Source organism: Streptomyces sp. NPDC058335 (assembly GCF_042723915.1).
Lineage (GTDB): Bacteria > Actinomycetota > Actinomycetes > Streptomycetales > Streptomycetaceae > Streptomyces.
Genome location: NZ_JBHXHX010000001.1, coordinates 584,142 through 597,926 on the forward strand (window position 1 = coordinate 584,142; position 13,785 = coordinate 597,926).

Below are 13,785 nucleotides of genomic sequence, written 5' to 3' on the forward strand. Positions count from 1 at the left end.
TCCCCACCCCGGCCGGGGTCGATGGTCAGGGCTGCCGGCCGGGGCCGCTCGTCCGGTCCGTGTCCGCCGGGCGCGAGCCGCCCCGGTGCAGCCGGTCGCCGCCCGCCAGGATCGCCGCCGCCAGCGCGTCCGCCGCCCCCTGCGCCGCCGTACGCCGCCGCCCGTGCACCAGGACGAACTCGACCCGGCCCAGCTCGGGCAGGCCCGCCCGTTCCGGGACGCGCACCAGGCCCGGCGGGATCAGGCCGCGCGAGTGCGCCATCACGCCCAGGCCCGCGCGGGCCGCCGCGATGAGCCCGTTCAGGCTGCCGCTCGTGCACACGATCCGCCATGCCCGCCCCTGCCGCTCCAGCGCCTCCAGGGCGAGGGCGCGGGTGATCCCCGGCGGCGGGAAGACGATCAGCGGCACCGGCCGGTCGGCGTGCAGCCGCAGCCGGTCCGCGCCGATCCACACCAGCTCGTCGTGCCGGACCAGCTCGCCGCGCGGGTCCGCGGGGCGCCGCTTGGCCAGCACCAGGTCCAGCTTCCCGGCCGCGAGCTGCTCGTGCAGCGTGCCGGACAGCTCCACGGTCAGTTCCAGGTCGACCTCGGGGTGGTCGTGCCGGAAGCCCTCCAGGATCTCCGGCAGCCGCGTCAGCACGAAGTCCTCGGAGGCGCCGAAGCGCAGCCGGCCGCGCAGCCGGGTACCCGTGAAGAACGCCGTCGCCTGCTCGTGCACCTCCAGGATCCGGCGCGCGAATCCGAGCATCGCCTCGCCGTCCTCGGTCAGCTCCACCGAGTGCGTGTCACGGGTGAACAGCGTCCGCCCGGTGGCGTCCTCCAGCCGGCGTACGTGCTGGCTGACGGTCGACTGGCGCAGCCCGAGCCGCCGGGCGGCCTGCGTGAAGCTCAGGGTCTGGGCGACCGCAAGGAAGGTGCGCAGCTGGGACGGCTCGTACACACCGGCCACCGTACCGGCTATCACGCGGCGCGATGACAGTGAGAGCGGTATACCGGATTCCCGATCACGAGGCCGAGGAGGACGATGGACGGGGGCCCTCCGGCCCCACGGCACATGGACGAACGAGCAAGAACGAGCAAGTGGAGCACCGTTGAAACGCCTGCGCTGGCCGAGCTGGATGCCGATCGACCCCTACATCCTGCTGCTGCTCGGGACGGTCGGTCTCGCGGCGCTCCTGCCGGCCCGCGGCGGCGCCGCCGACGTGGCCTCCGGCGCCTCCACGGCCGCGATCGCCTTCCTGTTCTTCCTGTACGGGGCCCGCCTGTCCACCCGGGAGGCGATGGACGGGCTCAGGCACTGGCGCCTGCACGTCACCGTCCTCGCCTGCACCTTCGTGATCTTCCCGCTGCTGGGCATGGCCACCCGCGGCCTCGTCCCGGTGATCCTCACCGACCCGCTCCACCAGGGACTGCTGTTCCTGACCCTGGTCCCGTCGACCATCCAGTCCTCGATCGCCTTCACCTCGATCGCCCGCGGCAACGTGCCCGCCGCGATCTGCGCCGGCTCCTTCTCCTCGCTGGCCGGCATCGTCGTCACGCCGCTGCTCGCGGCCGCCCTGCTCGGCGGCAGCGGCGGCTTCTCCGCGGACTCCGTCGTCGAGATCGTGCTGCAACTGCTCGTGCCGTTCATGGCGGGGCAGCTGCTGCGCCGCTGGATCGGCGGATTCGTCGCCCGCCACAAGAAGGTCCTCGGCCACGTCGACCGCGGCTCGATCCTCCTCGTCGTCTACACCGCGTTCAGCGAGGGCATGGTCCAGGGCATCTGGCACCAGGTCAGCCCGGCCCGGCTGGCCGGTCTGCTGGCCGTCGAGGCCGTCCTGCTCGCCGTGATGCTCGCGCTGACCTGGTACGGCGCCAAGGCGCTCAGGTTCGACCGGGCGGACCGCATCGCGATCCAGTTCGCCGGCTCCAAGAAGTCACTGGCCTCGGGACTGCCCATGGCCAGCGTCCTGTTCGGCGCGCACGCCTCCCTCGCCGTACTGCCCCTGATGCTGTTCCACCAGATGCAGCTGATGGTGTGCGCGGTCATCGCCAAGCGCCGGTCGCACGACCCGGAGGCGGGGCCGGAGACCGGGGCCAAGGCGGAGACGGAGGCGGCCAGGGTCTGAGGCGGGGCCCCTACGACGCAGGGGGCGCTCCCCGCCGGTCGGAGCCCCGCCGCCGTGCCGCGGGCAGCCGCGTCAGCCCCGCGCGGCCGCGGTCCGCAGGGCGATACGGTCCTCACCCGCGTACACGTTCATGGAAGCGCCCCGCAGGAAACCCACCAGCGTCAGTCCCGTCTCCGCCGCCAGGTCCACCGCCAGCGAGGACGGCGCCGACACCGCCGCGAGCACCGGGATGCCCGCCATCACGGCCTTCTGCGCCAGCTCGAACGAGGCCCGGCCCGACACCAGCAGGATCGCCCGGGACAGCGGCAGGCCGCCGTTCTGCAGGGCACGGCCGACCAGTTTGTCGACCGCGTTGTGCCGGCCGACGTCCTCGCGGACGTCCAGCAGCTCGCCGTCCTCGGAGAACAGGGCCGCCGCGTGCAGACCGCCGGTGCGGTCGAAGACGCGCTGGGACTCGCGCAGCCGGTCGGGAAGGACCGCGAGGAGTTCGGGCGCGATGCGGAGCGGGGGAGTGTCGGCGATGGGCCAGCGGGTCGTCGTACGGACCGCGTCGAGGCTGGCCTTGCCGCACAGCCCGCAGGAGGAGGTCGTGTAGACGTTCCGCTCGAGCGTGATGTCCGGGACGGTGACGCCGGGTGCCGTGCGCACGTCGACGACGTTGTAGGTGTTCGAACCGTCCGCCGTCGCCCCGGCGCAGTAGACGATGTTCTGCAGATCGGATCCCTCGGCCAGTACGCCCTCGCTGACCAGGAATCCGGCGGCGAGCGCGAAGTCGTCACCGGGCGTGCGCATGGTGATGGCGAGGGGCTTGCCGTTGAGCCGGATCTCCAGCGGCTCCTCCGCGACCAGCGTGTCCGGACGGCTGGACACCGCCCCGTCCCGGATGCGGAGCACCTTGCGTCGTTCGGTGACTCGTCCCATGTCGTCAGCCCCGGTTCTGTACGTGCTGGTAGCCGAAACGGCCCTTGATGCAGAGATTGCCGTGGGTCACCGGGTTGTCGTGCGGCGAGGTGACCTTGACGATCTCATTGTCCTGCACGTGCAGGGTCAGGTTGCAGCCCACACCGCAGTACGCGCACACGGTCGTCGTCCGGGTCTGCGCCGACTCGTCCCAGGTACCCGCCGCCCGCCGGTCGAACTCCGACCGGAACGACAGCGCGCCCGTCGGACACACCTCGATGCAGTTCCCGCAGTACACGCAGGCCGAGTCGGTCAGCGGCGCGTCGTGCTCGACGGCGATCCGGGCGTCGAAGCCACGGCCCACGACGGAGATCGCGAAGGTGTTCTGCCACTGGTCACCGCAGGCGTCGACGCACTTGTAGCAGAGGATGCACTTGTCGTAGTCGCGGACGTAGAGGTCGTTGTCGATCCTGGGCTCCTCGTTCACGCGGGCCGCGTCGGGGCCGAAGCGGTCCGGTTTCGCCTCGTACTCCTTGATCCACTCCGCGACCGTCGGTGTCGTGGACAGATCGACCGAGGACGCGAGGAGTTCGAGGACGATCTTGCGGCTGTGCCGGGCGCGTTCGGTGTCGGTGCGGACCTCCATGCCCGGCTCGGCCCTGCGGGAGCAGGCCGGGACGAGCGTGCGCGAGCCCTCGACCTCCACGACGCAGAGGCGGCAGGCGTTCTTCGGGGTGAGCGTGTCGCCCTGGCACAGCGTCGGCACGTCCTTCCCGGCGGCGCGGCAGGCGTCCAGGATCGTCGAGCCCTCCGGCGCGCGCACCGGTTCCCCGTCGATGGTGAACTCCAGCAGACGGCGGGGGATCCCCAGCGGTGTCACGGTCATTCGTACGCCCCCAGACGGTCGATCGCTGACTCCACGGCGTTCCACGCGGTCTGCCCCAGACCGCAGATCGAGGCGTCCCGCATCGCGCGGCCGACCTCTCTGAGCAGGGCGATGTCCTCGGCGGCCGCCGCCCCCGTGCGCTCCGCGATCCGGTACAGCGCCTCCTCCTGACGGACCGTCCCGACCCGGCACGGCACACACTGCCCACAGGACTCGTCGCGGAAGAACTCGGCGATCCGCAGGAGGAGCCGGGGGAGCGGGACGGTGTCGTCGAAGGCCATCACGACCCCCGAACCGAGGGTGGTGCCCGCCTCGCGCGTGCCCTCGAAGGCGAGCGGGAGGTCCAGCTCGTCGGGGCGTACGAAGCCGCCGGCCGCCCCGCCGAGCAGAACCGCGCGCAACCGGTTTCGGACGCCCGCCGACCCGAGCAGTTCGCCCAGCGTCGCGCCGAACGGCAGCTCGTACACGCCGGGCCGCTCGACCGCGCCCGACACGCAGAACAGCTTGGGGCCGGTGGACCTCGCGGTGCCGATCACCGCGTACGCCGGGGCGCCCATCGTCAGGATCGGCAGGACGTTGACCAGCGTCTCCACGTTGTTCTCGACCGTCGGCTTCCCGAACAGGCCCTTCTCCACCGGGAACGGCGGCTTCGAGCGCGGCTCGCCCCGGTAGCCCTCGATCGAGTTGAACAGGGCGGTCTCCTCACCGCAGATGTAGGCGCCCGCGCCGCGCCGGATCTCGATGTCGAAGGAGTAGCCCTGACCGAGGATGTCGTCGCCGAGCAGCCCACGGGCGCGTGCCTGGTCGACGGCATGGTGCATACGGGATATCGCCCGCGGATACTCGCCGCGCAGATACAGATAGCCCCGGTGCGCGCCGACCGCGTACGCCGCGATCGTCATCGCCTCGACGAGCGCGTACGGATCGCCCTCCATCAGCACCCGGTCCTTGAACGTGCCGGGTTCCGACTCGTCCGCGTTGCACACCAGGTAGTGCGGACGGTCGGGCTGGGACGCCGTCGCCTGCCACTTGCGGCCGGTGGGGAAGGCGGCACCGCCCCGCCCGACCAGCCCGGAGTCGGTGACCTCCCGGATCACACCGGCCGGGCCGAGGGCGAAGGCCTCGCGCAGTGCCGTGTAACCGCCGTGGGCCCGGTAGTCGTCGAGCGAGGAGGGGTCCACCACACCCACCCGGCGCAGCAGGACCAGCCCGTCCTCTCCCGCCTGCGGGACCGCCGACACCGCGGGCGGCTCCGCCGCCGCCGAGTCCGGCGCGCTCGCGGCGAGCACGGCCTCGCGCACGGTCGCCGGCGCCGCCACCGCCGTACGCACCGGGTCGCCCGCTCTGACCGCGAGCGCGGCCGGGGCGCGTTCGCACAGGCCGAGACAGGGGCCGCGCTCGACGTGGACGCCGCTGCCGGGGCCCAGCCCCGCCTCGATCCCGGCGGCCAGGTCCTGCGCGCCGGCGGCCGTGCACGCCAGGTCCGTGCAGACGTGCAGGACGGTCGCGGGGCGGGGCCTGACGGAGAACATCGCGTAGAAGGTGGCGACCCCGTACGCCTCCGCAGGCGGCACGGTCAGCCGGCGGCACAGGTAGTCGAGGGCACCCTCGCTGATCCAGCCGACCCGGTCGTTGACCGCGTGCAGCCCCGGCAGCAGCAGGTCGCGCCGGTCCCGCGCCTCGCGTCCGCCGCGCGCCCACCTGAGGTCGGCATCGCTGCGGTCGGCGCCCTCCCAGGAGGACCGCGGGGGGCCCAACAGGGCGTCGACGGCCGCCCGTTCCTCGTCGGTCGGTTTGCTGTCGCCGAAGTGCAGGTCCACACCGTCACCTCACGTAGGTCGGGACGTAGGCCGGGACGGAGGCCGGGGCCGGGAGCTTCTCGATCCGGATCGCCGAGGCCTTGAACTCCGCCGTCCCCGCGATCGGGCAGTTGGCCTCGATCGTCAGCTGGTTGGTGTCCACCTCGTCGGGAAAGTGCATCGTCATGAACGCCAGGCCGGGCCGCAGCGCGGTGTCGATCCACACCGGCGCCGTCACCGACCCGCGCCGGGACGACACCCGTACCTCCTCGCCGACCACCACCCCGAGGTGCTCGGCGTCCTCCGGGCACAGCTCGACGAACTCGCCGCGCCGTAGCGGGGAGGCGTAACCACCGCTCTGCACCCCGGTGTTGTAGGAGTCGAGGCGCCTGCCGGTGGTCAGCCGGATCGGGTACTCCTCATCCGTGAGGTCGACCGGCGGATCGTGCTGCACGATCCCGAACGGCGCCCGAGGGCCCCGCAGTCCCGGCTCCTTCTCCCACAACCGCCCGTGCAGATAGGTGGATTCGATCCGCTCGGTGCTCGGGCATGGCCACTGGATGCCCTGGTGCTCCGCCAGCCGCTCGTACGTCATCCCGTAGTGGTCCGGCGACACCGAGCGCAGCTCGTTCCACACCGACTCGGCGTCGGGGTACTTCCAGTCGTGGCCGAGTCGGGACGCCAGGTCGCAGAGGATGTCGATGTCCTCGCGGGCCTCGCCGGGCGGCGTCACGGCGCGCCGCACGCGCTGAACCCGTCGTTCGCTGTTGGTGGTCGTGCCCTCGGTCTCCGCCCAGCCGGCCGTCGCGGGCAGCACGACATGCGCCAGCTCGGCCGTCTTCGTGAGGAAGATGTCCTGTACGACGAGGAAATCCAGCGACGTCAGCCGCCGTACCGCCTGCTCGCTGTCGGCCTCCGACTGCGCCGGGTTCTCGCCGATGCAGTAGACGGCCTTCAGCCCGCCCTCCTCCATCGCCTCGAACATCTCCGTCAGGTTCATCCCGTGGTGCGGCTGGATGACGGTGTCCCAGGCCGACTCGAACTTCAGCCGGGTGTCCGGGTCGAGGATGTCCTGGAAGCCGGGCAGCCGGTTGGGGATGGCGCCCATGTCGCCGCCGCCCTGCACGTTGTTCTGCCCGCGCAGGGGCTGGAGCCCGGAACCGTACCGGCCGACGTGACCGGTGAGCAGGGAGAGGTTGATCAGTGCGCGCACGTTGTCGGTGCCGTTGTGGTGCTCGGTGATGCCGAGGGTCCAGCAGAGCTGCGCGCGCTCGGCGCGGGCGTAGGCGTGGGCCAGCTCCCGGATGGCGGCGGCCGGTACCCGGGTCACCTTCTCGGCCAGCGACAGCGTCCACGGCTCGACCAGTGCCCGGTACTCCTCGAAGCCGCTGGTCGCCCGCTCGATGAAGGCGTGGTTGGCGAGGCCGGCGTGGATGATCTCGCGGCCGAGGGCGTGGGCCATGGGGATGTCCGTGCCGACGTCGAGGCCGAGCCAGCTCTCCGCCCACTCGGCGGTCGACGTCCGTCGCGGGTCGACCGCATACAGTCGACCGCCGTTGTGGATCCCCTTCAGCACATGCTGGAAGAAGATCGGATGCGCGAACCGGGCGTTGGACCCCCACATCACGATGACGTCCGTGTGCTCGATCTCCTCGTACGACGACGTCCCGCCACCGGAGCCGAACGCCGCCGACAGACCGGCCACGCTCGGGGCGTGACAGGTGCGGTTGCAGGAGTCGACGTTGTTGGTGCCCATGACGACCCGGGCGAACTTCTGTGCCACGTAGTTCATCTCGTTGGTGGCGCGGGCGCAGGAGAACATGCCGAACGCGCCGCGTGCGGCCGCCAGGCCCCGCGCCGTCCGGTCCAGTGCCTCGTCCCAACTCGCCTGGCGGAACGGCTCGTCCAGGGCGTCGCGGACGAGCGGGTGGGTGAGCCGTGTGTAGGTCTTCGGGGTCCGGTCGCGTTTCCTCATGCGGCGCTCCTCAGCGCGAGCAGGTCCGAGATGGCGTGCACGGTGCGCAGGGTGGGCACCTCGACGCCGGTGATCTCCGCCAGTTCGACGACCGCCGCGAGGAGGACGTCGAGTTCCAGTGGCTTGCCACGCTCCAGATCCTGGAGCGTGGAGGTGCGGTGGTCGCCGACCCGCTCGGCGCCCGCGAGGCGGCGCTCGATGGAGACGCCCACCTCGCAGCCGAGGGCCTCGGCGACGGTGAGCGTCTCGCGCATCATCGTCTCGATGACCTGTCGGGTGCCGCCGTGCAGGCACATCTGCCGCATGGTGGCGCGGGCCAGCGCGCTGATCGGGTTGAAGGAGATGTTGCCGAGCAGCTTGAGCCAGATGTCGTTGCGCAGGTCGGCCTCGACCGGGCACTTCAGCCCGCCCGCCCGCATGGCCTCGCCGAGGGCCGTACAGCGCGCGGACACGCTGCGGTCGGGTTCGCCGACCGAGAACCGGGTGCCTTCCAAGTGCCGTACGACGCCCGGCCCTTCGAGTTCGGTGGCCGCGTACACCACACAGCCGACGGCCCGTTCGGGCGCGAGCACCGCGCTGACCGTGCCGCCGGGGTCCACGCTCTCCAGGCGGTGACCGTCGTGGGGGCCGCCGTGCCGGTGGAAGTACCACCAGGGGATGCCGTTCTGGGCGGCGACGACCGCCGTGGTGTCGTGCAGCAGTGGCCCGATCAGCGGCCCGCACGCCGCGTACGAGTGGGCCTTGAGGCCGAGGAAGACGTAGTCGACCGGGCCGATCTCGGCCGGGTCGTCGGTGGCGTGCGCGCGGGCGGTGAAGTCGCCGCGCGGACTGAGCACCCGCACCCCGTCCCGCCTCATGGCCGCCAGGTGCGGTCCACGGGCGACGAGGTGCACATCGGCGCCGGCGCGGTGGAGCGCGGCACCGACATAGGCGCCGATCGCACCGGCGCCGAGAACTGCGACTTTCACAGGAGCACTCCGTTCGGTTTGAGGGATACCGCGGAGGTGGGGAGGCCGGTCGCAACCAGGCCGAATTCTGTCGACGGAATATTGTCTACAGTATGGAGGAGGGTCCAGCAAGGGTTCGCGCGCGTGCCTACCGTTCGCCGCATCCTGCATACCGCTCACCGCATACGCGGGATGCGCCGACTTTCCAACTCCCCCGCGGCTGCCTACCGTCCGGGATCATGAGTCCCCCGGTCGCACCCCTGGGCTGGAGCCGCTGGCTCGTCCCGCCCGCCGCCCTGTCCGTCCACCTCTCCATCGGGCAGGCCTACGCCTGGTCCGTCTTCAAACCGCCGCTCGAATCCGCGCTCGGCCTCAGCGGCACGCAGAGCGCGCTCCCCTTCCAGCTGGCGATCGTCATGCTCGGTCTGTCCGCCGCGTTCGGCGGCACCCTCGTGGAGCGCAACGGGCCGCGTTGGGCGATGACCGTCGCCCTGATCTGCTTCTCGTCCGGCTTCCTCATCTCCGCGCTCGGCGCCGCCACCGAGCAGTACTGGCTGATCGTCCTCGGCTACGGCTTCGTCGGCGGCATCGGCCTCGGCATCGGATACATCTCGCCCGTGTCCACGCTGATCAAGTGGTTCCCGGATCGGCCCGGCATGGCCACCGGCATCGCCATCATGGGGTTCGGCGGCGGCGCGCTCATCGCCTCGCCCTGGTCGGCACAGATGCTGGAGTCGTTCGGTTCCGACCACTCCGGGATCGCGCTGGCGTTCCTCGTCCACGGGTTGTCGTATGCCGTATTCATGACCCTCGGCGTCCTCCTGGTGCGCGTGCCGCGTCCCGTCGAGCCGGCCGCGGTGGGCGGTCCCGGTGCCGCGGCGGGCGTGCAGGTCTCCGCCCGCACCGCCGTGCGCACCCCGCAGTTCTGGTGCCTGTGGGTGGTGCTCTGCATGAACGTGACCGCCGGCATCGGCATCCTGGAGAAGGCCGCCCCGATGATCACGGACTTCTTCGCCGACACCTCGACCCCCGTGTCCGTCACCGCCGCCGCGGGCTTCGTCGCCCTGCTGTCGGCCGCCAACATGGCCGGCCGCATCGGCTGGTCGTCGACCTCCGACCTCATCGGACGCAAGAACATCTACCGCGTCTACCTGGGCGTCGGCGCCCTCATGTACGCGCTGATCGCCCTGGTCGGCGACTCCTCCAAGCCCGTGTTCATCCTGTCCGCGCTGGTGATCCTCTCCTTCTACGGCGGCGGCTTCGCCACGATCCCCGCCTACCTGAAGGACCTGTTCGGCACCTACCAGGTCGGCGCGATCCACGGGCGGCTGCTCACCGCCTGGTCGACGGCCGGCGTCCTCGGCCCGCTGATCGTCAACTGGATCGCCGACCGGCAGGAGGAGGCCGGCAAACACGGCTCGTCCCTCTACACCGCGTCCCTGGTCATCATGATCGGGCTGCTCGTCGTCGGCTTCGTCGCCAACGAACTCGTCCGCCCCGTCCACCCCCGCCACCACCACGTCCCCGCCCCGAGGGAGGCCGCCGATGCCGCAGCCGACACCGCAACCGGTTCCACAACCGGTTCCGCAACCGACGTCGCAGGCGCCGAGCCCCAGCAGCCCGAATCCGCCTGACCGGCGACCGCTGATCGCCTTCGCCTGGCTCTGGGTGGGCGCACCGCTCGCCTACGGGCTGTACGAACTCGTACGGAAGGCCACGCAGTTGTTCACCGGATAGCTTGCGGGGCGTCCGTCCGCCGTGGCCCGGTGGCCACGGCGGACGGATGTCCGGGCGTGAGAGGGATAGCGGGAAGCCGACAACCCCGGCGCGGGTTTCCTGTCGCTTCACGTGCCCGCCTACCCGTGGGTCACTGATCAGACTGGAGGATCCCGCTACCCAAGGCAACGAGGGGGACCCCCCAGATGAACGGCTCGCGCATCGCCGCCGTCGGTCACTACCAGCCCGCCAAGGTACTCACCAACGAGGACCTGGCGGAACTGGTCGACACCAGTGACGAGTGGATCAGGAGCCGGGTGGGTATCCGCACGCGCCACATCGCCGGGCCCGACGAGCCGGTGGACGAGCTGGCCGCGCACGCCGCCGCCAAGGCGCTCGCGGCGGCCGGTCTCACTCCCCAGGACATCGACCTGGTCCTCGTCGCCACCTCCACCGCCGTGAACCGCTCGCCCAACATGGCCGCCCGGGTCGCCGCCCGCCTCGGCATCCCGGGGCCGGCCGCGATGGACGTCAACGTGGTGTGCGCCGGGTTCACCCACGCGCTCGCCACCGCCGACCACACGGTCCGCGCGGGCGCCGCGACCCGTGCCCTGGTCATCGGTGCCGACAAGATGTCCGAGGTGGCCGACTGGACCGACCGCACCACCTGCGTCCTGGTCGGCGACGGAGCGGGCGCCGCCGTGGTCGAGGCCTGCCCCGTCGGCACCGAGCCCGGGATCGGGCCCGTGCTGTGGGGGTCGGTGCCCGAGATGGGCCATGCGGTGCGCATCGAGGGGCAGCCGGCCCGGTTCGCGCAGGAGGGGCAGAGCGTCTACCGGTGGGCGACCACCCGGCTGCCGCCGCTCGCGCGGGAGGCCTGCGAGCGGGCCGGCCTCGCCCCCGAGGACCTCGCCGCCGTCGTCCTGCACCAGGCGAACCTGCGCATCATCGAGCCCCTCGCCGCGAAGATCGGCGCCGTCAACGCCGTGGTCGCGCGCGATGTCACCGAATCGGGCAACACCTCCGCGGCGAGCATCCCGCTCGCCTTCTCCAAGCTGGTGGAACAGGGCGCGATCACCAGCGGCGATCCGGTCCTGCTGTTCGGTTTCGGCGGCAACCTGTCGTACGCCGGGCAGGTCGTACGCTGCCCGTGACGGGCGGTGTCACGGATCCGGGCGACAGGTGTGACGCGGTCGACTGCGCCCGGCTCTGGCTACAGTGAGCCGTAGACTGTAGACGAAAGACAATCGATACTGGCTTTCCGGCTGCCGGCGCCCGGCGCTGCCCAGGAGGGGGACCGACCGATGTTGTCGACAGGACTGCCGCAGGGTGCGGTGCCCAGGCTCGAACGCCCCGGCCCGCTGCGCGAGCGCGTCTACGAGGCGCTGCTGGAACTCATCACCACCCGCGCTCTCCAGCCCGGCCAGCATCTCGTCGAGAGCGAACTCGCCGGTCATCTCGGCGTCTCGCGGCAGCCGGTGCGTGAGGCGTTGCAGCGGCTGAACACCGAGGGCTGGGTCGATCTGCGGCCCGCCCAGGGCGCGTTCGTGCACGAGCCGACCGAGGAGGAGGCCGACCAACTCCTCACGGTCCGTACGCTGTTGGAGGCCGAGGCGGCCCGGCTCGCCGCCGCGAACGCCGACAAGGCGGGCCTCGACGCTCTGCAGGATCTCCAGGCGCAGGGCATGCTGGCGGTGGCCTCCGACGACGTGGACCGGGCCGTTCTCCTCAACGCCATGTTCCACGCGAAGATCATGGAGCTGGCAGGCAACACGGTCCTCGCCGAGCTGGCGGGCCAGGTCGACCGGCGCGTGCGCTGGTACTACACGCCCATCGCCCGGCAGCGCGGTCACCAGTCCTGGATCGAACACCGGGACCTGATCACCGCGATCGCGGAAGGCGACGAGCAGCGCGCCACCCAGCTCATGCGCGAACACACCGAACACACGCGCCGCTCGTACCACGCCCGCCAGGGGGCGTAGCGCGGCGCCGAACCGTCACGGCACCGCTGTCGTCGCCCCTGCCGCCGCCCCGTCGCCGCCCACTCGTGCCCTGCGTGCCTTCGACGTGCGCAGGGCACGCCTTTGTCCTGTGAGTGGAGAAAGTTGACGGCAATCCGTGCACGACTTCTTCCCACTCCCGGCAACCGCTGCTACGTTCCCCTCGAAAGCACGACAGCAGGCGGCCGATCGAGGCGGGGAGGGGTTCGTGAGACGCATGACGGCACGACCCGCGAACGCCCACCAGGCCCGGCTGCTACGGCTGTTGCGTGACGGAGGTCCCAACTCCCGCGCGCAGCTGGGCGATCAGGTCGACCTCTCCCGGTCCAAGCTGGCGGTGGAGGTGGACCGGCTGCTGGAGACGGGGCTGGTCGTGGCCGACGGACTCGCCGCCTCGCGCGGCGGCCGTCGCTCCCACAACGTCCGGCTCAATCCCCAACTCCGTTTCCTCGGTGTCGACATCGGCGCGACCTCGGTCGACGTCGCCGTCACCAACGCCGAACTGGAGACGCTCGGACACCTCAACCAGCCCCTCGACGTACGTGAGGGACCGGTCGCGGTCTTCGAGCAAGTGCTCGCCATGGCCGCGAAGTTGAAGGCGACGGGACTCGCCGAGGGCTTCGACGGCGCCGGCATCGGCGTCCCCGGCCCGGTCCGCTTCCCCGAAGGCGTACCGGTCGCGCCGCCGATCATGCCCGGCTGGGACGGCTTCCCCGTACGGGAGGCGCTCAGCCAGGAACTCGGCTGCCCGGTCATGGTCGACAACGACGTGAACCTCATGGCGATGGGTGAGCAGCACGCGGGCGTCGCCCGCACCGTCGCCGACTTCCTCTGTGTCAAGATCGGCACCGGCATCGGCTGCGGCATCGTCGTCGGCGGCCAGGTCTACCGCGGTACCACCGGCAGCGCGGGCGACATCGGGCACATCCAGGCCGTGCCCGACGGCCGTCCCTGCGCCTGTGGCAACCGCGGTTGCCTGGAGGCCTACTTCAGCGGCGCGGCCCTGGCCCGTGACGCCATGGACGCGGCCCAGCAGGGGCTTTCGGCGGAACTCGCGGCACGGCTGGCGGCGAACGGCGGCCTCACCGCCGTCGATGTCGCCGCCGCGGCGGCCGCGGGCGACGCCACCTCCCTGGACCTGATCCGGGAGGGCGGCAACCGCGTCGGCCAGGTCATCGCCGGGCTCGTCTCGTTCTTCAACCCCGGCCTGGTGGTGATCGGCGGCGGGGTGACCGGCCTCGGCCACACCCTGCTCGCCGCCATCCGCACCCAGGTCTACCGCCAGTCGCTGCCCTTGGCGACCGGCAACCTCCCCATCGTCCTGGGCGAGTTGGGCCCCACCGCCGGCGTGATCGGCGCGGCCCGCCTCATCAGCGACCACCTGTTCTCACCCGCGTAGCCACCCCGTTCGTACCGGCGACCCGTACTCACCCGCGTAGCCACCCGTTCGTACC

The 13,785-nt window shown here is 71.6% G+C and carries 11 protein-coding genes; 5 read left to right on the top strand and 6 right to left on the bottom strand.

Translation table 11 applies throughout. The annotated features are described in order from the left end of the window. Positions 1–25: 25 nt before the first annotated feature. On the bottom strand, positions 26–940 hold the full coding sequence (locus ACFWJX_RS02565) for a LysR substrate-binding domain-containing protein (protein ID WP_383235642.1): 915 nt from the start codon (positions 938–940) through the stop codon (positions 26–28). Between the two features lie 151 nt (positions 941–1,091). On the opposite strand from ACFWJX_RS02565, the gene ACFWJX_RS02570 reads away from it, so the two are divergent. After that, positions 1,092–2,108 carry a bile acid:sodium symporter family protein gene (locus ACFWJX_RS02570; RefSeq protein WP_383235645.1) on the top strand — a complete coding sequence of 339 codons (1,017 nt, stop codon included), beginning with the start codon at positions 1,092–1,094 and terminating at the stop codon, positions 2,106–2,108. A gap of 72 nt (positions 2,109–2,180) precedes the next feature. Here ACFWJX_RS02570 and fdhD read toward each other — a convergent pair whose 3' ends face one another. From fdhD to ACFWJX_RS02595, 5 genes are read right to left on the bottom strand one after another with little or no spacing between them, the layout of a single operon-like run. Then, positions 2,181–3,029: a formate dehydrogenase accessory sulfurtransferase FdhD gene (fdhD, locus tag ACFWJX_RS02575; protein WP_383235648.1), complete on the bottom strand. Its 849-nt coding sequence runs from the start codon at positions 3,027–3,029 to the stop codon at positions 2,181–2,183. Between the two features lie 4 nt (positions 3,030–3,033). Beyond that, entirely contained in the window at positions 3,034–3,894 is an 861-nt protein-coding gene (locus ACFWJX_RS02580; RefSeq protein WP_383235651.1) for a 2Fe-2S iron-sulfur cluster-binding protein, read from the bottom strand. Beyond that, positions 3,891–5,714: an NADH-ubiquinone oxidoreductase-F iron-sulfur binding region domain-containing protein gene (locus tag ACFWJX_RS02585; RefSeq protein ID WP_383235654.1), complete on the bottom strand. Its 1,824-nt coding sequence runs from the start codon at positions 5,712–5,714 to the stop codon at positions 3,891–3,893. The genes ACFWJX_RS02580 and ACFWJX_RS02585 overlap by 4 nt, the downstream gene beginning before the upstream one ends. Positions 5,715–5,718: 4 nt before the next feature. Beyond that, the gene (locus tag ACFWJX_RS02590; protein ID WP_383235657.1) at positions 5,719–7,668 is read right to left on the bottom strand and encodes a molybdopterin oxidoreductase family protein; all 1,950 of its coding nucleotides are present in this window, start codon (positions 7,666–7,668) and stop codon (positions 5,719–5,721) included. Next, positions 7,665–8,636 carry a 2-dehydropantoate 2-reductase gene (locus tag ACFWJX_RS02595; protein ID WP_383235660.1) on the bottom strand — a complete coding sequence of 324 codons (972 nt, stop codon included), beginning with the start codon at positions 8,634–8,636 and terminating at the stop codon, positions 7,665–7,667. Before ACFWJX_RS02595 ends, ACFWJX_RS02590 begins: the two co-directional genes overlap by 4 nt. A 218-nt stretch (positions 8,637–8,854) precedes the next feature. Here ACFWJX_RS02595 and ACFWJX_RS02600 point away from each other — a divergent pair, with 218 nt between their 5' ends. From ACFWJX_RS02600 to ACFWJX_RS02615, 4 genes are all read left to right on the top strand, one after another. Continuing rightward, positions 8,855–10,249 (top strand): OFA family MFS transporter, encoded by a 1,395-nt coding sequence (locus ACFWJX_RS02600; RefSeq protein WP_383235663.1) that lies wholly within the window; start codon positions 8,855–8,857, stop codon positions 10,247–10,249. Between the two features lie 288 nt (positions 10,250–10,537). Continuing rightward, a complete protein-coding gene (locus tag ACFWJX_RS02605; protein WP_383235666.1) occupies positions 10,538–11,485 on the top strand; it encodes a beta-ketoacyl-ACP synthase III in 948 nt (315 codons plus the stop codon). 150 nt (positions 11,486–11,635) lie between these two features. After that, the gene (locus tag ACFWJX_RS02610) at positions 11,636–12,313 is read left to right on the top strand and encodes a GntR family transcriptional regulator (protein WP_383235668.1); all 678 of its coding nucleotides are present in this window, start codon (positions 11,636–11,638) and stop codon (positions 12,311–12,313) included. A gap of 235 nt (positions 12,314–12,548) precedes the next feature. Next, positions 12,549–13,730, top strand: coding sequence for an ROK family protein (locus ACFWJX_RS02615; protein ID WP_383235671.1), 1,182 nt, complete (start codon positions 12,549–12,551; stop codon positions 13,728–13,730). Positions 13,731–13,785 lie beyond the last annotated feature (55 nt).